We start from the raw sequence: 18430 nt of genomic DNA, 5'->3' as shown, positions 1-18430 counted from the left end.
AGTGAAATTAGGAAATTCTTGCAGTGATCGATGCTCACAAGAGAATTTATCTTTTTCACACAGTATTTAGGGCGTGTTCAACTCCTTTCAAAGAATGTAGAGTAGTTTTTTTTATAGACAAAGGTGTTCAGTTACTATAAATAACCAAACTATCCTTGCTATAGTTTAAATTGATAAATAGAGTTCTTTATTTCTTAGTAATTAGGAAGTTTTGACTCAGCATACTGAATCATCTTCTCAGCTACTTCCCTATCGTATTCAAAGCCCATCTTTTGGGAAAGACTTTGAGCTTCTTGATGAAAAATTTGCATCGTAGCCAATAAAGACTGAATGATTTTGTCTAAACTCGAGAAATCAAGTAGATTTGAGAATTCCTTCTCTTTCTCTGTAGGTAAATACTGGAAAAGATACTTGTAGTTCTTACCGATGTCGACTACTTCTCTATCTCTAGCGACCTGCCAAGCCAATACTTTTAACAATTCTTGCTGACAAATACCGTAGAGATGGTCAGTCGCATAGATGATTTTCTTACGACAAATTCCTTTGACCACGTAAGCTGACACCCACCAAAATTCATTACAAGTTTTTTCAAAATCCATCTCACTAGCTGGATGTATCCAGAAACGTTCTGGCCTGGGAGAATAAGACTCAAACAAACCCTTAGAATCCTCTAGTACCGTGAAATCCGCTTCGTTTTCTACCCACTCTTGAATTTGGTCTTTGGGGCAGAGGGTTAAATCAATCCGATTGCCATCTTCAAATAGCATGAGATAGAGACGACGGTTGCCTAGGATATTATGTTGCTCAATGATACGTGTTCCAAACTGGTCCAACCAAGCAAGGTCACACGTTAAATTATCTAAGTCGTCCACAACATAGACTACGTCGTAATCCTGAAACTCATCTTTTGGTGCTTTTGTATCAGTACGTGAACCAGATAGTGCCACAGCATCAACCTGTAACTTTTTAGCTGTTCCTAAAATCAGTCCAAGCATTTCCTGGTCAGTTCTCATGTGGTTCTTCCTCAGTGGTCTCTATGTTCTGAATAACAGCATCTTCATTTCTTTGCTTAAGAAGTTTCTGAACTCTTTTTCTCTCTATCTCTCCGACTATAAATTGAATGATAGAACTGATTCCAAAAAGTGGTAATAGAAATAGAATTCCCATTTCTTCCGTCAGCATTAAAAAGAGGAAGTTAATAACTGAAAATATTTCTAAAAACCAAGCATTTATCTTAAGAAATTTTGAGTAACCACTAGGATAATGTTTGATATGTTTATTGCTCTTATAAATAGCTGTGAATCCAAAAGCAAGGCTCACTGGTGTGAAAATATAAAAGTCAAAAACATAGAAGAGCAAACCTGCATAAGGATTAGACCTTAAAGGATTATCAAATAAAAAGACACCTGTGGTTACTATAGTTAATAGTAAAAATTCAAGAAAGCGAATTTTCTCAGGTTTTCCTGATTTAGCAATCATATACGTAACTGCGCCTAGTACCAGGACAATCACAAGAAAAGGAGTATCGGACAATAAACTAATCATGATGTACACCTCTTTTAGAGAGCTAAGATTTTGAAAAAGGAAGATTTACTTAAAATACTGTTGCTTCCTCCAGCGTAAACTTCACGTTATCCTCAATCCACTTGCGGCGTGGTTCGACCTTGTCCCCCATGAGGACATTGACACGACGTTCTGCGCGTGCTAGATCTTCGATTGTGACACGGATGAGGGTACGAGTTTCTGGATTCATAGTTGTTTCCCATAGTTGGTCCGCATTCATCTCACCAAGTCCCTTGTAGCGTTGGAGGGTAGCACCTTTACCAAACTGCTTACGTAGTTCTTCTAGCTCACCATCTGTCCAAGCGTAGGCCACTTCTTCTTTCTTACCTTTCCCTTTTGACATCTTGTAAAGAGGTGGAAGGGCGATATAAACATGACCTGCCTCAACCAGCGGACGCATATAGCGGTAAAAGAAGGTTAAGAGAAGTGTTTGAATGTGGGCACCGTCGGTATCCGCATCGGTCATGATAATGATTTTGTCATAGTTGGCATCTTCAAGCGAGAAGTCTGCCCCAACACCAGCACCGATGGTATAAATCATGGTATTGATTTCTTCATTTTTCAGGATATCTGCCATTTTAGCCTTGGCTGTATTGATAACCTTACCACGAAGAGGCAAGATAGCTTGGAACTTGCGGTCACGACCTTTCTTAGCAGAACCACCGGCAGAGTCACCCTCGACTAGGTAGAGTTCGTTCTTAGCTGGATTTTTAGACTGGGCTGGGGTTAATTTCCCAGAAAGCAAGCCCTTGTCTTTCTTATTTTTCTTACCATTACGACTCTCATCACGCGCCTTACGTGCTGCTTCACGAGCATCGCGCGCCTTGATAGCCTTGCGAATCAGGTTAGAAGCTAGTTCTCCATTTTCCATGAGGAAGAAGGTCAACTTATCAGCCACAATCCCATCTACAACTGGACGAGCAAGGGGACTTCCTAGTTTATCCTTAGTCTGTCCTTCAAACTGCAAGTGTTCTTCAGGGACTAGAATAGAAAGAACAGCTGCTAATCCTTCACGGTAATCGGACCCTTCAAGATTTTTATCCTTTTCCTTGAGAAGACCTGTCTTACGGGCGTAGTCATTCATGACTTTGGTAATAGCAGACTTAAGTCCTGTCTCATGCGTTCCACCGTCCTTAGTGCGAACGTTATTGACAAAGGACAGGATGTTATCTGAAAATCCATCATTATACTGAAGGGCTACTTCTACTTGGAAACCATTGTCTTCACCTTCAAAGTAGAGAACTGGTGTCAGGGTTTCCTTGTCTTCGTTGAGGTAGGAAACAAAGTCCTGAACCCCATTCTCATAGTGGAACTCGATTGACTCGTCTGTTCGCTTGTCCGTTAATGACAAGGTTACATTTTTCAAGAGAAAAGCAGACTCATTGAGACGCTCTGAAATGGTATTGTACTTGAAATCAGTCGTAGAAAAGATACTAGCATCCGGCATGAAGGTCACTTTTGTACCTGTCTTAGATTTTGGTGCCGTTCCAACTTTTTCAAGAGTTGTTACTGGCTTCCCACCATTTTCAAAGCGTTGCTTGTAAACAGCACCATCACGCGTAATTTCTACTTCAAGCCAACTAGAGAGGGCGTTCACGACAGAAGAACCAACTCCGTGAAGACCACCAGAAGTCTTGTAACCACCTTGTCCGAATTTTCCCCCAGCATGAAGAATAGTAAAAATAACCTCAACTGTCGGAATCCCCATAGCGTGCATACCAGTTGGCATCCCACGCCCATGGTCTTGAACCGTTAAACTACCGTCTTTATTAATCGTCACATCGATGCGATCACCAAATCCAGATAAGGCTTCATCGACTGCATTGTCGACAATTTCCCAGACTAGATGATGGAGACCAGCACCATCGGTCGATCCGATATACATCCCTGGTCGTTTACGGACCGCATCCAACCCTTCTAGCACCTGAATGGCGTCATCATTATAATTATTAATATTGATTTCCTTTTTTGACACAAGGAACCTCCTATTTGTTCATCTTTTCTATTTTACAGGTTTTCTAGGGATTTTGCAAAGCTTTTCTAGTTAAAAAGCCTATTTCCAAGTCCTTTTTAGCAAAAAATCGTACATCTTCACCAAAAAAGAAACTAAGATATACATCCTAGTTTTCTTTTCCTTTAATTTGGCTTGTAGCCACATCTTCGCCAAACCATTTCTGGCTGATTTCTTGGAATTTCCCTTCTTGATAGAGTTCCTTAAAAGCTTTATTTAAATTGTCTAACAAGGTCTTATCAGCCGGTCTTACTCCAACCGCAAAGGATTCACTCTCAAAACCAGCTGGGAAAATCTCATACTGGTCTAAGATTCCTTCAGTTTTAAGATAATAGTTGGCATAAACACGGTCAATTAAAAGAGCATCTATCCGGTCATTTTGTAAGTCAATCAAGGCTTCATTAAAACTTTGATATTGGTTAGCCTTTTGATCTTTTACGATATTTTTCAAGAGTTCAGGCTGAGCTTCAAAATCTAGATAACCCGAAGAACCTGCCTGAGCACCTAAAACTTTACCTGCCATATCAGACACTGATTGGATATTTTGTGATTTCTTAGAGACAAGAACCTGCTGATTTTCCATGTAAGGGATGCTAAAAGCTACCTTCTCACGACGTTCATCTGTCGCAGAATAGCCGTTCCAAATAGCATCAATAGTTCCATTTTGAAGCTCTGTTTCCTTCATATCCCAATCAATGGGTTGAAACTGAACCTTGAACCCAAGTTTTTCAGAAACGGCTTGGGCTAAATCAATATCAAATCCAGCATATTGCCCATTCTTTTCTTCAAAGCCCATGGGAACAAAGGTATTGTCAAACCCGATGGTAATTGTACCCTGTTCTTGGTATTTGTCCCAATTATCGACTTTGGGATCACTAGCTTTTTGTGTGCATCCTACCAGGAAAAAAGCCAGAAAGAATACCAAAACAAGGCTGATTTTCTTTCGATTCATAGACACCTCCTACTTAGGCTCTACTTTGAGAATCTGATCAGCAATATTCTCTGCAAACTGGAGATCGTGGGTCACTACAATCTGAGTCATGCCTAAGTCTCGATTTTGTAAAATCAGTTTTTCAACCTCGAGGCGCAACTCTGGATCAAGAGCCGAAGTTGGTTCGTCATACCCAATCACTTCTGGATCTATCATCATAGCACGTGCTAAGGCAACACGTTGCTTTTGACCACCAGATAAGGAATAAGGATAGGCATCTGCATGAGCTTCGAGTCCCAGACGAGTGAGTAAGTCGATTGCCTTCTTCTTAGCATCTGCTTCAGACATCCCCATAGTCTTGATAGGTGACAAAATCAAATTTTCCATAACGGATAAATGAGGAAATAGCTGAAAATCTTGAAATACAAAACCTAACAAGTGACGCTTTTCAAGTTCATCCAATGGTAGAGATTCTCCATTATAAAAAATCTCTCCTGAATCAATGGTCTCTAGTCCAGCTAGCATTCTAAGCAAGGTTGTCTTTCCACCACCAGAAGGACCAACGATGGCCAAAATCTGTTTTTCAGGAATTGTTAAACTGAAATTTGTTAAAATTTCTTTTTTTCCAAATTTTTTGCTGATATTTCTTAACTCTAACATGGATGACCTCCTATCTATAGTAGCTGAACTTCTTCTCAAGTTTCTTAGCTAGGATTGTAACAATACCAATCATAAGCAGATAAATAGCTCCTGCTAGAAACATCGGAATCAAGCTAGCATCACGATTGGCTGCAGTTCGACTGGCTAGGATTAAATCTGAAATACCCAATGCATAGACCAAAGAAGTATCCTTAACTAAACTCATAACCTCGTTAAATACACTTGGTAAAACAATCTTAGTGACCTGTGGCAAGATAATATAGCGAATGGTATCGATAGGTTTGAATTTCAAAACCTTTGCTGCTTCATATTGCCCCTGAGGAATGGTTGCAATCCCTCCCCGGAATATTTCTGCAAAATAAGCTGCATAATTAAGCGTGAAGGCAATAATGGCTGCTGGTACTCGGTCGAGTCGAATTCCGATACTTGGCAGGACATAATAAATAAAAATCAACTGCAAAAGTAAGGGTGTTCCACGCATCACCCAGATATAAACATCAATCATGTAATGGAGGGGTTTCCAATGGACCTGTAAGCAAAAGGCAACCAAAATGCCTAAAGGGATTGAAAAGAGTAAGACCAGTGCAAAAACTTGTAAAGTCATTGTCGCACCGCTCAATAAACTTGGTAATATCTCGAATAAGTAAGACATACTCCACCTCCTAAAAATAATTGTTCCCATTATAGCATAAATAAACATAAATATAAAGCGTTTCTGAAACTTTCATGAATTTTTAAAACTTTTCCTTAGTTTTTGGATTAACCAAAGCGTTTATCTGAAAAATTTCTAGTTGCATAAAGTATCAGATGTCACAAACTTAGGAAAAATTTAGTTCGGATTCTCTCTCATTTCATGGTATAATAGAAACATGATCACAATAGTATTATTAATTTTAGCTTATTTATTAGGTTCAATCCCTTCAGGACTTTGGATTGGACAAGCCTTCTTTAATATCAATCTTAGAGAACATGGGTCCGGTAATACTGGAACGACCAATACCTTCCGAATCTTAGGAAAGAAAGCTGGTATGGTAACCTTTGCAATTGATTTCTTCAAAGGTACTTTGGCGACTCTACTTCCACTCATCTTCCATGTGCAGGGAGTTTCACCTATCGTCTTTGGACTCTTAGCAGTCATTGGACATACCTTCCCTATCTTTGCAAAATTTAAAGGTGGCAAGGCTGTTGCAACCAGTGCTGGAGTTATTTTTGGATTTGCTCCTCTCTTTTGCCTTTACCTTGCAGTCATTTTCTTTGGAATCCTTTATCTGGGAAGTATGATTTCTCTCTCTAGTATATCAGCTGCGATTGCTGCGATTATCGGTGTCCTTCTATTTCCTCTATTTGGATTTATTTTAACTAGTTATGATCTACTCTTCACTTTGATTATTATAGCTCTTGCGAGTCTGGTAATTGTGAGACATAAGGACAACATCAAACGGATCCAAAATAAAACAGAAAATCTAATTCCTTGGGGACTTAACATAACCCACCAAGAACCAAAAAAATAAAACGTCAGTTTCAACTGACGTTTTTTTATATTATTTAGACTTGATATAGTTGATCCCATCTGCCTTAGGTGCAACAGCTTTACCAAAGAAGGCTGCTAGTACGACAATGGTCAAGAGGTATGGCGCAATTTGCAAGTAAACAGCTGGAACTCCTTGCAAGAAAGGAAGTTGGGAACCGATAACTGCTAAACTTTGTGATAGTCCAAAGAAGAGACTTGAAAGCATAGCACCAACGGGATTCCATTTACCGAAGATCATAGCAGCAAGTGCGATAAATCCAGGTCCGACAATGGTTGTAACTGAGAAGTTAACGGAAATTGATTGAGCGTAAATAGCTCCACCGATTCCTCCAAGGAAACCTGAAATTACAACTCCCAGATATCTCATCTTGTAGACATTAATCCCCAAAGTGTCTGCTGCTTGTGGGTGTTCACCAACTGAACGAAGACGAAGTCCAAAGCGAGTCTTAAAGAGGATAAACCACGCTAAGAATGAGAAGGCAATTGCTAGGTAACCAAGTAAACTTGTTGACTTGAAGAAGATATCTCCGATAACTGGGATATTAGCCAAAAGAGGGAAATCAAAACGTCCAAAAGTTTGCGTTAAGTTGTCCGTTTGGCCCTTGTTATAAAGCACCTTCACCAAGAAGACTGCCAAAGCTGGAGCCATCAAGTTAAGTACGGTACCACTGACGACATGGTCAGCACGGAAATGAATTGTAGCTACTGCGTGAATGAGCGAGAAGACAGCTCCGACTAATCCACCAACTAGAAGAGCCAACCAAGGAGTTAGTGCTCCCAAATCTTGAGCAAATTCAAGGTTAAAAACAACTCCAGAAAAGGCACCCATGACCATGATTCCTTCAAGACCAACGTTAACAACTCCACCACGTTCGGAGAAAACTCCTCCGATACTTGTGAAAATAAGTGGTGCTGCATAAATCAACATTGAAGAAACCATAAGGGTTAACATTGTTGTAATCGACATCCTTATTTACCTCCTTTAAGTTGTTTTCTTGGTTTGACAAAGCGTTCGATGATGTAGTGAACGCTGACAAAGAAGATAATTGAGGCTGTAACGATACTTACAAGCTCAGATGGTACTTGTGCAGCATTCATACCAGGAGCACCTACTTGAAGAACACTGAAAAGGAAGGCTGCAAATAGAATTCCAACTGGTGAGTTTGAAGCAAGCAGACTTACCGCCATACCATTAAATCCAACTGCCAATGATGAACCTTGTACGTAGACGTTTTGGAAGGTACCAAGTCCTTCTACTGCTCCACCAAGTCCTGCAAGGGCACCAGAAATAATCATTGATAGAATAATGGTACGTTTCGCTGAAATACCTGCATACTCAGAAGCATTTGGATTGAGCCCAACAGCACGGATTTCAAAACCGAGAGTTGTCTTCTTAAGCAAGAACCAGATAACTGCAACTGCTATGATAGCAAAGAAAATCCCGATATTCATACGAGAGTTTCCTGTTAACTCAGCAAGCCAAGGTGTTTGATAGGTTGCGTTTGCACTTACTCGGATAGATGAGTCTGTACTTTGCATGATATCTTTTGGGAAAGAGTGGATAAAGGCGTTACTTGTATAGAGAACAATATAGTTCATCATGATGGTTACGATAACTTCAGATGTTCCCAGATAGGCCCTTAAAATACCAGGAATAGCACCAACGACACCTCCAGCGACTAGGGCAATCACAACTGTCGCAAGAATCAACAATGGACGTGGCAAGTCTGGATTAGAAAGAGCGAACCAACCACTCATAACCCAACCAGCGAGTGCTTGCCCTGGAAGACCAACGTTAAAGAAGCCAGCACGACTTGCAACTGCAAATCCTAGTGCAATCAAAACTAATGGCCCCATAGCACGGAAGATCTCACCAATCCCACGAACACTACCAAATGCTGTGTAGAATAACTCCTCATAACCCCAAATAGCATCGTAGCCAAAAATCCACATGACGATGGCTCCGAGTAAAATCCCTAAAATAACAGAAATCAAGGGAACCGAAATTTGTTGTATTTTTTTAGACATCACTCTTCTCCTTTTCCAATTCACCACCAGCCATCAAGACACCAAGCTCTTGCTTGTTGGTTGTTTCTGGCGTTACAATACCTTGAATCTTACCATCATGGATAACAGCGATTCTATCTGAGACATTTAGAATCTCATCTAGTTCAAAGCTGACAACAAGGACAGCTTTCCCATTATCACGTTCTTGAATCAAGCGTTTGTGAATGTACTCAATGGCACCGACGTCCAAACCACGAGTTGGTTGGCTGACGATGAGGAGATCAGGATTTCGATCAACTTCCCGAGCAATGATAGCTTTTTGTTGGTTCCCCCCTGAAAGAGCTGAAGCTGGTACAATCTCGCTAGCAGCACGAACATCGAACTCCTGCATTAATTTTTTCGCATAGTTAATGATGTTGGAATAATTTAAAATTCCCTTCTTACTAAGCGGTTCTTTGTAGTAAGTTTGAAGGGCAATGTTTTCAGAAATCATCATTTCTAAAACCAAACCATCACGGTGGCGATCTTCAGGAACGTGACCAACACTCATTTCTGTGATTTGGCGAGGGTGTAAACCTACAATGGATTGACCTTTCAATTCCACACTACCAGACTCAATTTTACGAAGACCTGTGATTGCTTGTATTAATTCTGATTGACCATTACCATCAATCCCAGCAATCCCGACAATCTCACCAGCTCGAACATCGAGTGAGAGATTTTTAACAGCAGGGACACCACGGTTTTCGTTTACTACCAAATCTTGAATCGATAGAACAACTTCTTTTGGTTGAGCTTCCTGTTTCTCAGTTTTAAAGGAAACAGAACGTCCTACCATCATCTCAGCTAAGTCAGCGTTAGTCGCACCAGCAATCTCCACTGTTTCGATAGATTTACCACGACGGATAACTGTAACACGGTCAGATACAGCACGAATCTCATCCAACTTATGGGTAATCAAGATAATGGATTTACCTTCTTTAACCAAGTTCTTCATGATAGCCATCAATTCATCAATTTCTGATGGCGTTAAAACGGCAGTTGGTTCGTCAAAGATAAGAATATCAGCTCCGCGATATAGTGTCTTTAGAATTTCGACACGTTGTTGAGCACCGACAGAGATGTCTGCTACTTTGGCGGTAGGATCCACAGCAAGACCATAACGATCCGATAGTTCGTTAATTTCTCGAGTTGCCCGAGCAATATCTAGGACACCATTTTTGGTTAATTCGCTTCCTAAAATGATATTTTCAGCAACAGTGAAAGCTTCTACCAACATAAAGTGCTGGTGAACCATTCCAATTCCTAGGCTAGCTGCTTTTGATGGCGAATCTAGTTTCACAGCTTGACCGTTAACCACAATTTCACCACTAGTTGGTTCTAGAAGCCCTGCTAGCATGTTCATAAGAGTGGACTTCCCAGCTCCATTTTCTCCTAAAAGTGCATGAATTTCACCTTTACGAAGTTCAAGGTTAATCTTGTCGTTAGCGACAAATTCACCAAAAACTTTGGTAATTTCACGCATTTCAATGACATTTTCGTGTGCCATGTGCTCTTCCTTTCAGAGTTTTATTTTGTTTCAATAAAACCTGCTAAAGAAACTTAGCAAGCTCTATTGAGACAAAACCATTTGTCTCAATTCTTAAAGAAGCGGCCACTGGCCGCTTCCTAAGAAATGACTTCCATCAATTATTTTTCAGGAACTTTGATGCTACCATCAAGGATTTTAGCTTTTGCATCTTCAACAGCTTTTTTACCTTCTTCAGAAAGGTTTGTCATTGCCAAGTCAACACCTTTATCCTTCAATGAGTAAACGATAACTTGACCGCCAGGGAATTCACCTTTTTCAGCTTTGTTGGCAAGGTCTTTTACAGCTGTACCAACTTGTTTCAAAGTAGAAGCAAGTACAAAGTTAGCTTCTTTACCATCTTTAGAAGTATATTTACCTTCATCTACTTGGTCACGGTCTACACCGATAACCCAAACTTTTTCACTTTCATTTTTGCTTTCATTCAAAGATTTAGCTTCTGAGAAAACACCTGCACCAGTACCACCAGCTGCTTGGTAGATAACGTCTGCACCTGCAGCGTATTGAGCTGCAGCGATTGTTTTACCTTTAGCAGCATCACCAAATGAACCAGCGTAGTCTACTTGAACTTTGATAGATGGGTCAACTGACTCAACACCAGCTTTGAAACCAGCTGCGAAACGAGAAATAACTTCAGATTCCATACCACCTACAAAACCAACTTGTTTTGTTTTAGTAGTTTTAGCTGCAGCGACACCTGCAAGGTATGCTGCTTCGTTATCAGCAAAAGTAGCACTTACAACATTTTTTTGATCTTTGATGACATCATCAATCAAAACATAGTTTATATCTGTATGTTCTTTGGCAGCATCAGCAACTGCATTTTTAAGTGCAAAACCAATACCATAGATCAAGTTGTAGTTTCCAGCTGCTTGTTGCAAGTTGTTTGCGTAGTCAGCTTCACTTGTTGATTGGAAGTAAGTATAACCTTTATCTTTTTCAAGGTTGTGTTCTTTACCCCAAGCTTGAAGACCTTCCCAAGCTGATTGGTTAAATGATTTATCATCAACACCACCAGTATCTGTAACGATAGCTGCTTTAGTCTTCACATCAGAAGAAGATGAAGCTGCGTTACGAGAAGAGCGATTACCACATGCAGCAAGTCCAAATGCTGCTACTGCAACTAGACCAAGGCCTAGCCATTGTTTCTTGTTCATTTCTGAACCTCCTAAATAAGATGCGCAACTAAGTTGCAAGTATGGATTGATTGGTCACAAGGACCCTTGCCACTCAGAGAGTGACACAGACTATTGCAAGTCTGTAAAAGAATATGGAAGTAATTCCCCGACCGTCATCTCGACCGTCGTTTTATCTTTGGCAACTAGAGTCACCTTTAGATCTGGTTTAAAAAATTCGACCATAACTTGGCGACAAGCACCGCAAGGCGAAATTGGTTTTTCAGTTTGACCATAGACAATCAATTCTGAAAAGTCTCGTTGTCCTTCAGAGACCGCCTTAAAGATTGCAGTTCTTTCGCCACAGTTGGTCAAGGGGTAGCTAGCATTTTCAATGTTAACCCCTGTATAGATACTTCCGTCCTTGGCTACCAAAACAGCGCCAATCGGAAAATGTGAGTAGGGAACGTAAGCTTTTTTACTAGTTTCAATCGCTAATTCAATCAACTCAGTAGTCGCCATCAGCTAATTCTCCTTTTAAGATTGCAACACCAGAAGATGTTCCAATTCGAGTAGCTCCTGCTTCAACAAAGGCAACTGCATCTGCATAAGAACGAGCTCCACCAGCAGCCTTAACACCCATATCAGGTCCAACTGTCTGACGCATTAACTGAACATCTGGCAAAGTCGCTCCACCTGTTGAGAAGCCTGTAGAAGTCTTGACAAAGTCTGCACCAGCTTTTTGAGCAAGTTGACAAGCCAAAACTTTTTCTTCATCCGTTAACAAACAAGCTTCAATAATAACTTTAACAAGTTTGTCTCCGCTTGCTTCAACAACAGTACGAATATCTGACTCGACTAATGCAGCATTTCCTGATTTGAGTGCGCCAACATTGATAACCATATCAATTTCGTCAGCACCATTTTGGATGGCTTCTTTGGTTTCATAGGCTTTGACAGCTGAAGTTGTAGCTCCAAGAGGAAAACCTACAACTGTACAAACCTTGACATCAGTATCTGTTAGACCAGCTTTTGCGTAAGAAACCCAGCAAGGATTCACACAAACACTGGCGAAATCATACTCTCTTGCTTCAGATAACAAAGAATCAATTTGTTCTACTGTCGCATCTTGCTTCAAAAGCGTATGATCAATGTATTTATTTAATTTCATATCATTTTTTCCTTAAATTAGGAGATAATTTCAATGATTTCACGTAATGTTAACGCTTCATCACTTACCTTAATTTTAACATATTTTTGGAAATCTGTAACTAGTTCCGGAGAAATTTTGCCATTTGCATATACTTTTGCGACAATTTCACCTTTTTTGACCGAATCTCCAACTTTCTTCTCAAAAACAATCCCTGTCTCATAGTCAAGAGCATCGGTTTTGACTGCACGACCAGCACCTAATCTCATGGCGAAAAGACCAAACTCCATGGCTGGCAGGGCCTCAATGACACCATCTTCCTGAGCAGGAATATCAACTATATAATCAACTGTTACAGGTCGATAAAGATTTTCTAAATCTCCACCTTGAGCGAGGACCATCTCTTCAAACTTCTTAAGTGCCTGACCATTTTCAAGATGTTGCCTTACTTCCTCGACTGTTTTTTCAACATTTGCCAAAGATAGCATAATCTGGGCTAACTCACAGATAAAGTGGCTGATATCCTCGCGTCCTTTACCCTGAAGGATTTCTAAAGCTTCTAGAATTTCCAAGCGGTTCCCAATGGCACGTCCCAAAGGTTGACTCATATCCGTAATGACTGCTACTGTCTTACGGCCAACAGCCTTACCAAGGTTTACCATGGTTTGAGCCAATTCACGCGCCTCATCAACTGTCTTCATAAAGGCACCTTCACCGACTGTTACATCCAGCAAAATAGCATCGGCTCCAGCAGCAATCTTTTTACTCATGACAGAACTAGCAATCAAAGGAATCGTATCAACTGTCGCAGTGACATCTCGTAGTGCATAGAGAAGTTTATCCGCTTTAACTAATTGATCAGACTGGCCAATAACTGAAACCCCAATATCCTGAACCTGTTTGATAAAGTCATCCTGACTGCGTTCAACTTGAAATCCTTTGATGGATTCTAATTTATCAATCGTACCACCAGTATGACCTAGACCTCTACCACTCATCTTGGCAACAGGCACACCAAAACTAGCGACTAAGGGAGCTAAAATCAAGGTAACCTTATCTCCTACTCCCCCGGTAGAGTGTTTATCAACTTTAATACCTTCAATAGCTGATAAATCAAATTCCTGACCTGTCTTGACCATATTCATGGTCAAGTCAGAAATCTCTCTAGTGGTCATGCCTTTAAAATAAACAGCCATAGCAAAGGCAGACATCTGGTAGTCAGGAACAGTTCCCGCGACATAGCCTTCAATCAGCCATTGGATTTCACTTGAACTCAGTTCTTGTCCATCTCTTTTTTTCTGGATTAGATCTACTGCTCTCATTCTTTCACACTTCTAAGGATATAATATCCCTTATCTTTTTTTACAACCTCGCAGTTGCCAAATACTTCTTCCATCTTGTTTTTGGCACTTGGAGCTCCTTGTTTTTTCTGGATAACAATGGTTAAATCTCCACCGTCTACAAGATAATCAATGCTTTTCTCGATAATTTCGTGTACTACTTGCTTACCAGCACGAATGGGCGGATTTGAAATGACATGGTCAAATTGTCCTTCTACTTGCTCATAAATATTGGACTGGAAAATAGTCGCTTGAACCTTGTTCTTTACTGCATTTTGTTGCGCCAAATCCAGGGCACGATTATTGATGTCTACCATGGTCGCTTGGGCACCATAAGCCTTGACTAAAGACAAGCCAATTGGCCCATAACCGCAACCAACATCAAGAATTTTTTCACCTTTTTCGATATCAAGACATCTTAATAATAACTGACTACCGAAATCAATCATTTTTTTGCTGAAGACACCGGCATCCGTCAAAAAGGTCATCTTTTCCCCAAGTAGTTCCACTCTTAATTCGTGAACATCATGGGCTGCATCTGGATTTTCTGCATAATACATTTTACTCATAGGATTATTTTACCATAAAATTTAGATATTTTAAATCGTTTACACGGTCTATACCAACTAAGGCCCTAAGAAGAGATAACCTAGGAACATACTAATAAAAAATGAAAATAGACAAGCTAGACCAATCAAAATCAGCCACCATTTCTTTAACAAAAATGCTAAGAAAATATAGAGAATGCCTAAAGCTGGTAATAGCTTAAAAAATACAAAATAGAGCCAGTTGATATTAAATTTTCCAATAGAAATATCAAAGTTCCATAAAATCGCCGATATCCATAAAAGGATGACTAATAAAATAGAGCCAGCCAATTTTTTATCAGTTAAAAATTTTGCCATAACCCCACACTCCTTTATCGGTATTTCTTAGCTTTATTTTAACAAAGAAAGCGCTCTGATTCAAATCTTTTATTCCCCCTTTAAATTAGAAATATGTTATACTAGGGGGGTTAATGAGGAAAAATTATGACGAACGAATTTTTGCATTATGAAAAAATCAGCCGAAGAACATGGCAATCTTTACATCGTAAAACAACTCCACCTTTGACTGAAGACGAATTGGATTCAATCAAGAGTTTTAATGACCAAATTAGCTTAGATGATGTAACAGACATTTATTTACCACTTGCGAATCTGATTCAAATCTACAAGCGTTCAAAAGAAGACCTTGCATTCTCTAAAAGTATTTTCCTTCAAAGAGAAAGTAAAATCCAGCCCTTTATCATTGGTGTATCAGGGAGTGTGGCTGTTGGAAAATCTACTACAAGTCGTCTTTTACAAATATTGCTTTCACGTATTGTTCCTGGAGCTACAGTAGAGTTAGTTACAACTGATGGTTTCCTATTTCCTAATGATACCTTAATCGAACGAGGTATTTTGACTAGGAAAGGTTTCCCAGAAAGTTATGACATGGAAGCTCTCATCAATTTCCTTGATCAACTTAAGAATGGTCAAGATGTTGATATCCCAGTCTACTCTCATGAAATCTACGATATCGTCCCAGAGCAAAAGCAACGAGTAGAAGCCGCTGATTTTGTAATTGTTGAAGGAATTAATGTTTTCCAAAATCCTCAAAATGCTCGTCTCTATATAACTGATTTCTTTGATTTTTCAATTTATGTTGACGCATCTGTAGAGGATATCGAGAGTTGGTATTTAGATAGATTCCTAAAATTATTAAGTTTGGCTCAGGATGATCCTGATAGCTACTACTATAGCTACACTCAGCTACCTTTAGGTGAAGTAAAGGATTTAGCTCACCAAGTTTGGACAAGTATTAATCTGATTAACCTCCAAAACTATATAGAACCGACACGAAATCGGGCTGAAGTTATTCTTCATAAGTCTAAAAATCACGAAATTGATGAAATTTATTTAAAAAAATGATTTCCCCTTGTCAAAATAACAGTTTTCAGATATAATGGTATAGTTAGTAAATATGGAGGTAAGAACATTGGCAAACATTAAATCAGCTATCAAACGCGCTGAATTGAACGTTAAACAAAACGAAAAAAACTCAGCACAAAAATCAGCTATGCGTACTGCTATCAAAGCTTTTGAAGCAAAACCATCTGAAGAACTTTACCGTGCTGCAAGCTCAGCTATCGATAAAGCAGAAACTAAAGGTTTGATCCACAAAAACAAAGCTAGCCGTGATAAAGCACGTCTTGCTGCTAAACTTGGTTAATCAAGACTAAAAACAAAATGAGCTCTACGGAGCTTTTTTTGTACCAAATTTTAGAGGGAATAACATGAAAATTTCTATAATTGGATACTCTGGGTCAGGAAAATCGACTCTAGCAGATAAACTTGCCACTTACTACTCCATTCCTAAACTCCATATAGATACTCTCCAATTTCAACCAGGATGGCAAGAAAGTAATCGAGATTGGATGCTAAAAGAAATGCAGACTTTTTTAGCGAAAAACGAGAACTGGGTTATTGATGGTAACTATACTTGGTGTTGCTATGAAGAAAGGATGGAAGAGGCTGACCAAATCATATTTCTTAATTTTTCGTCCTGGTCTTGTCTTTTTAGAGCCTTTAGACGCTATCTCAAATATAGAGGCAAAGTTAGAGAAAGCATGGCAGCTGGCTGCCCTGAACAATTCAACTGGGAGTTTATTCGCTGGATTCTCTGGGATGGTCGTAGCTCTGTACACAAAAATCAGTACAAAAGAATTTGTCTCGATTATACTCGAAAAATTACGATTATTAACAATCAAAGAGAACTAGATCAATTCTTAAATCAAAAATGAGGACTCAAAAATTGAGCCCTCATTTTATATATATTTTTGTATATTTTATTGTCTCAATTTAGAAAAGACTTCTCCAATTTTTCCCTCAATTACTAAATCAGCTTTACTGTCTTGAGGAGTACTTGACTTGTTTATAACAACAAGTTTTGAACCTGAGAAGTAATTAATCAAACTAGCTGCAGGATAAACAACCAAAGAAGTCCCACCAATAATCAATAAATCAGCTTTCTGGATAACTTGAGCCGCTTGACTAAAAACATCCATATCAAGAGGCTCCTCATAAAGGGTCACATCGGGTTTAACAACCTGGCCACAATCTAGGCAGTATGGAACAGGACCTTCGAGAGCCAAAAAACTATCTAAATTATAAAATCGATGACAACCGAGACAGTAATTACGGTCCACAGAACCATGTAGTTTCAAAACCTTCTGCGAACCTGCCATCTCGTGAAGACTATCGATATTTTGAGTTACAACAGCCTTCAGCTTACCGGCCTTTTCTAATGAAGCCAGATAATAATGGGCTAAATTTGGCTTAGCTTCTGGATATACGAGATGTTTTTTGTAAAAATCGAAAAATTCCTCTGGATAACGTACAAACATAGTATGAGAAACTAATTGTTCCGCAGAAAAATGCCTACCTAACTTAAGACTATATAAGCCATCTGAACTACGAAAATCAGGGATATTAGATTCAGTAGAAACCCCAGCTCCACCGAAAAAAACAATGCTTTGACTTTGGTCTATCAGTTCCTGTAATTGTTCAATTTTATCCATCTTACTTCTCCTTCAGTCTTCAGTTCGAAAAAAGTTGAAAACCATTAGCTATTACCAACTGGGCTTTCAACTTTATTTGATGATTATTGGATATCAAGCTCACAGCCATTAAAAATCGCAAGCAAGAAGATTAGCTTCAAAGCCAAGATTCTTATTCAGCAATCAATGTTTCCAAACCAACTTTCATCATATCTGTGAAAGTATTTTGACGTTCTTCAGCCGTTGTATCTTCATCTGGATTGACCAAGCTATCAGAAATGGTCATAATGGCAAGGGCATCCACATGATGTTGAGCAGCAAGGTAGTAGAGGGCTGCTGCTTCCATTTCTACAGCTTTCACACCCCATTTACCAAGCTCGATGTTCTTTTCAAAGTAGTTTGAATAGAAAACATCTGATGACAAGACATTCCCAACGTGGGTCGTCATGCCAAGGTCTTTGGCAATATGGTAGGCTTTATCTAGCAAATCAAAACTAGCGATTTGTGGGAAGTCGTATTGAGGCCAGTCGTTGCGGATGATGTTTGAGTTGGTTGCAGCAGCTTGCGCCAAGACCAATTCACGGACGTGAACATCCTCATTTAAAGAACCAGCAGTTCCGACACGAATCAATTTCTTCACGCCGTAGTCGACAATCAACTCACGCGCATAGATAGAGATTGAGGGCATTCCCATCCCAGTTCCCATGACAGAAACACGGTGACCCTTGTAGGTACCAGTGTAACCAAACATGTTCCGAACTTCGTTGAAACAAACAGCATCCTCAAGGAAATTCTCCGCGATAAATTTCGCACGAAGAGGATCTCCAGGAAGAAGAATTTTATCAGCAATTTCACCTTGATTAGCAGCAATATGGATAGACATAATATAAGATACCAAACCCGTCAAAAAGCGAAGGGAAAATAGGAGTTGGGCGCAGTGAGCGATGCTCCCTA

The 18430-nt window shown here is 39.6% G+C and carries 21 protein-coding genes; 4 read left to right on the top strand and 17 right to left on the bottom strand.

Annotated elements, in window-relative coordinates:
• Positions 1-194: 194 nt before the first annotated feature.
• From ACXYSN_RS01545 to ACXYSN_RS01520, 6 genes are all read right to left on the bottom strand, one after another.
• The gene (locus tag ACXYSN_RS01545; RefSeq protein WP_458635915.1) at positions 195-1013 is read right to left on the bottom strand and encodes an aminoglycoside 6-adenylyltransferase; all 819 of its coding nucleotides are present in this window, start codon (positions 1011-1013) and stop codon (positions 195-197) included.
• Positions 1003-1545 carry a hypothetical protein gene (locus tag ACXYSN_RS01540; RefSeq protein ID WP_458635914.1) on the bottom strand — a complete coding sequence of 181 codons (543 nt, stop codon included), beginning with the start codon at positions 1543-1545 and terminating at the stop codon, positions 1003-1005. The genes ACXYSN_RS01545 and ACXYSN_RS01540 overlap by 11 nt, the downstream gene beginning before the upstream one ends.
• A 49-nt stretch (positions 1546-1594) precedes the next feature.
• Positions 1595-3538: a DNA topoisomerase IV subunit B gene (parE, locus tag ACXYSN_RS01535; protein WP_458635913.1), complete on the bottom strand. Its 1944-nt coding sequence runs from the start codon at positions 3536-3538 to the stop codon at positions 1595-1597.
• A 145-nt stretch (positions 3539-3683) separates the two neighbouring features.
• Positions 3684-4526: an amino acid ABC transporter substrate-binding protein gene (locus ACXYSN_RS01530; RefSeq protein ID WP_458635912.1), complete on the bottom strand. Its 843-nt coding sequence runs from the start codon at positions 4524-4526 to the stop codon at positions 3684-3686.
• A gap of 9 nt (positions 4527-4535) precedes the next feature.
• Complete coding sequence (locus ACXYSN_RS01525) at positions 4536-5165, bottom strand: amino acid ABC transporter ATP-binding protein (RefSeq protein ID WP_254725635.1); 630 nt, start codon at positions 5163-5165, stop codon at positions 4536-4538.
• Between the two features lie 10 nt (positions 5166-5175).
• Positions 5176-5817 carry an amino acid ABC transporter permease gene (locus tag ACXYSN_RS01520; RefSeq protein WP_458635911.1) on the bottom strand — a complete coding sequence of 214 codons (642 nt, stop codon included), beginning with the start codon at positions 5815-5817 and terminating at the stop codon, positions 5176-5178.
• Between the two features lie 217 nt (positions 5818-6034).
• On the opposite strand from ACXYSN_RS01520, the gene plsY reads away from it, so the two are divergent.
• A complete protein-coding gene (gene plsY / locus ACXYSN_RS01515) occupies positions 6035-6676 on the top strand; it encodes a glycerol-3-phosphate 1-O-acyltransferase PlsY (RefSeq protein WP_458635910.1) in 642 nt (213 codons plus the stop codon).
• A 30-nt stretch (positions 6677-6706) separates the two neighbouring features.
• Here plsY and ACXYSN_RS01510 read toward each other — a convergent pair whose 3' ends face one another.
• The 9 genes from ACXYSN_RS01510 to ACXYSN_RS01470 form a co-directional block, all read right to left on the bottom strand.
• Entirely contained in the window at positions 6707-7663 is a 957-nt protein-coding gene (locus ACXYSN_RS01510) for an ABC transporter permease (RefSeq protein WP_458635909.1), read from the bottom strand.
• A 2-nt stretch (positions 7664-7665) separates the two neighbouring features.
• Positions 7666-8724, bottom strand: a complete 1059-nt coding sequence (locus ACXYSN_RS01505) for an ABC transporter permease (protein WP_458635908.1) — start codon at positions 8722-8724, stop codon at positions 7666-7668.
• On the bottom strand, positions 8717-10252 hold the full coding sequence (locus ACXYSN_RS01500; protein ID WP_458635907.1) for an ABC transporter ATP-binding protein: 1536 nt from the start codon (positions 10250-10252) through the stop codon (positions 8717-8719). The genes ACXYSN_RS01505 and ACXYSN_RS01500 overlap by 8 nt, the downstream gene beginning before the upstream one ends.
• Before the next feature lie 140 nt (positions 10253-10392).
• Positions 10393-11448 (bottom strand): BMP family lipoprotein, encoded by a 1056-nt coding sequence (locus ACXYSN_RS01495; RefSeq protein WP_458635906.1) that lies wholly within the window; start codon positions 11446-11448, stop codon positions 10393-10395.
• 90 nt (positions 11449-11538) lie between these two features.
• Positions 11539-11928, bottom strand: coding sequence for a cytidine deaminase (locus ACXYSN_RS01490; protein WP_004253174.1), 390 nt, complete (start codon positions 11926-11928; stop codon positions 11539-11541).
• Positions 11915-12577, bottom strand: coding sequence for a deoxyribose-phosphate aldolase (gene deoC / locus ACXYSN_RS01485; protein ID WP_458635905.1), 663 nt, complete (start codon positions 12575-12577; stop codon positions 11915-11917). The genes ACXYSN_RS01490 and deoC overlap by 14 nt, the downstream gene beginning before the upstream one ends.
• A 17-nt stretch (positions 12578-12594) precedes the next feature.
• Positions 12595-13878 carry a pyrimidine-nucleoside phosphorylase gene (locus ACXYSN_RS01480; protein WP_458635904.1) on the bottom strand — a complete coding sequence of 428 codons (1284 nt, stop codon included), beginning with the start codon at positions 13876-13878 and terminating at the stop codon, positions 12595-12597.
• Positions 13875-14465, bottom strand: coding sequence for a class I SAM-dependent methyltransferase (locus ACXYSN_RS01475; RefSeq protein ID WP_458635903.1), 591 nt, complete (start codon positions 14463-14465; stop codon positions 13875-13877). The genes ACXYSN_RS01480 and ACXYSN_RS01475 overlap by 4 nt, the downstream gene beginning before the upstream one ends.
• 57 nt (positions 14466-14522) lie before the next feature.
• Positions 14523-14801, bottom strand: coding sequence for a 1,4-dihydroxy-2-naphthoate prenyltransferase (locus ACXYSN_RS01470; protein ID WP_373113171.1), 279 nt, complete (start codon positions 14799-14801; stop codon positions 14523-14525).
• Positions 14802-14927: 126 nt separating this feature from the next.
• Between ACXYSN_RS01470 and coaA the strand changes: the two genes are divergently transcribed.
• The 3 genes from coaA (at position 14928) to ACXYSN_RS01455 (ending at position 16720) form a co-directional block, all read left to right on the top strand.
• Positions 14928-15848 carry a type I pantothenate kinase gene (gene coaA / locus ACXYSN_RS01465; RefSeq protein WP_441348073.1) on the top strand — a complete coding sequence of 307 codons (921 nt, stop codon included), beginning with the start codon at positions 14928-14930 and terminating at the stop codon, positions 15846-15848.
• A 52-nt stretch (positions 15849-15900) separates the two neighbouring features.
• Positions 15901-16149: a 30S ribosomal protein S20 gene (gene rpsT / locus ACXYSN_RS01460; protein ID WP_458635902.1), complete on the top strand. Its 249-nt coding sequence runs from the start codon at positions 15901-15903 to the stop codon at positions 16147-16149.
• A gap of 64 nt (positions 16150-16213) precedes the next feature.
• On the top strand, positions 16214-16720 hold the full coding sequence (locus ACXYSN_RS01455) for a DNA topology modulation protein (RefSeq protein WP_006151234.1): 507 nt from the start codon (positions 16214-16216) through the stop codon (positions 16718-16720).
• 45 nt (positions 16721-16765) lie between these two features.
• On the opposite strand, the gene ACXYSN_RS01450 is transcribed toward ACXYSN_RS01455, so the two are convergent.
• Together ACXYSN_RS01450 and deoD are read right to left on the bottom strand one after the other, a co-directional pair.
• Complete coding sequence (locus ACXYSN_RS01450) at positions 16766-17497, bottom strand: NAD-dependent protein deacylase (protein ID WP_458635901.1); 732 nt, start codon at positions 17495-17497, stop codon at positions 16766-16768.
• Between the two features lie 151 nt (positions 17498-17648).
• Positions 17649-18359: a purine-nucleoside phosphorylase gene (gene deoD / locus ACXYSN_RS01445; protein ID WP_458635900.1), complete on the bottom strand. Its 711-nt coding sequence runs from the start codon at positions 18357-18359 to the stop codon at positions 17649-17651.
• Positions 18360-18430 lie beyond the last annotated feature (71 nt).

It is taken from the genome of Streptococcus sp. V869 (assembly GCF_054353515.1).
This window is presented reverse-complemented; position numbering and strand designations above follow the sequence as displayed.

What these genes read in the sequence shown, in the direction of transcription:
- ACXYSN_RS01545 (WP_458635915.1), bottom strand. Translation starts at nt 1,013, where the DNA reads ATGAGAACTGACCAGGAAATGCTTGGACTGATTTTAGGAACAGCTAAA.
- ACXYSN_RS01540 (WP_458635914.1), bottom strand. Translation starts at nt 1,545, where the DNA reads ATGATTAGTTTATTGTCCGATACTCCTTTTCTTGTGATTGTCCTGGTA.
- ACXYSN_RS01530 (WP_458635912.1), bottom strand. Translation starts at nt 4,526, where the DNA reads ATGAATCGAAAGAAAATCAGCCTTGTTTTGGTATTCTTTCTGGCTTTT.
- ACXYSN_RS01525 (WP_254725635.1), bottom strand. Translation starts at nt 5,165, where the DNA reads ATGTTAGAGTTAAGAAATATCAGCAAAAAATTTGGAAAAAAAGAAATT.
- ACXYSN_RS01520 (WP_458635911.1), bottom strand. Translation starts at nt 5,817, where the DNA reads ATGTCTTACTTATTCGAGATATTACCAAGTTTATTGAGCGGTGCGACA.
- plsY (WP_458635910.1), top strand. Translation starts at nt 6,035, where the DNA reads ATGATCACAATAGTATTATTAATTTTAGCTTATTTATTAGGTTCAATC.
- ACXYSN_RS01510 (WP_458635909.1), bottom strand. Translation starts at nt 7,663, where the DNA reads ATGTCGATTACAACAATGTTAACCCTTATGGTTTCTTCAATGTTGATT.
- ACXYSN_RS01505 (WP_458635908.1), bottom strand. Translation starts at nt 8,724, where the DNA reads ATGTCTAAAAAAATACAACAAATTTCGGTTCCCTTGATTTCTGTTATT.
- ACXYSN_RS01500 (WP_458635907.1), bottom strand. Translation starts at nt 10,252, where the DNA reads ATGGCACACGAAAATGTCATTGAAATGCGTGAAATTACCAAAGTTTTT.
- ACXYSN_RS01495 (WP_458635906.1), bottom strand. Translation starts at nt 11,448, where the DNA reads ATGAACAAGAAACAATGGCTAGGCCTTGGTCTAGTTGCAGTAGCAGCA.
- ACXYSN_RS01490 (WP_004253174.1), bottom strand. Translation starts at nt 11,928, where the DNA reads ATGGCGACTACTGAGTTGATTGAATTAGCGATTGAAACTAGTAAAAAA.
- deoC (WP_458635905.1), bottom strand. Translation starts at nt 12,577, where the DNA reads ATGAAATTAAATAAATACATTGATCATACGCTTTTGAAGCAAGATGCG.
- ACXYSN_RS01480 (WP_458635904.1), bottom strand. Translation starts at nt 13,878, where the DNA reads ATGAGAGCAGTAGATCTAATCCAGAAAAAAAGAGATGGACAAGAACTG.
- ACXYSN_RS01475 (WP_458635903.1), bottom strand. Translation starts at nt 14,465, where the DNA reads ATGAGTAAAATGTATTATGCAGAAAATCCAGATGCAGCCCATGATGTT.
- ACXYSN_RS01470 (WP_373113171.1), bottom strand. Translation starts at nt 14,801, where the DNA reads ATGGCAAAATTTTTAACTGATAAAAAATTGGCTGGCTCTATTTTATTA.
- coaA (WP_441348073.1), top strand. Translation starts at nt 14,928, where the DNA reads ATGACGAACGAATTTTTGCATTATGAAAAAATCAGCCGAAGAACATGG.
- rpsT (WP_458635902.1), top strand. Translation starts at nt 15,901, where the DNA reads ATGGAGGTAAGAACATTGGCAAACATTAAATCAGCTATCAAACGCGCT.
- ACXYSN_RS01455 (WP_006151234.1), top strand. Translation starts at nt 16,214, where the DNA reads ATGAAAATTTCTATAATTGGATACTCTGGGTCAGGAAAATCGACTCTA.
- ACXYSN_RS01450 (WP_458635901.1), bottom strand. Translation starts at nt 17,497, where the DNA reads ATGGATAAAATTGAACAATTACAGGAACTGATAGACCAAAGTCAAAGC.
- deoD (WP_458635900.1), bottom strand. Translation starts at nt 18,359, where the DNA reads ATGTCTATCCATATTGCTGCTAATCAAGGTGAAATTGCTGATAAAATT.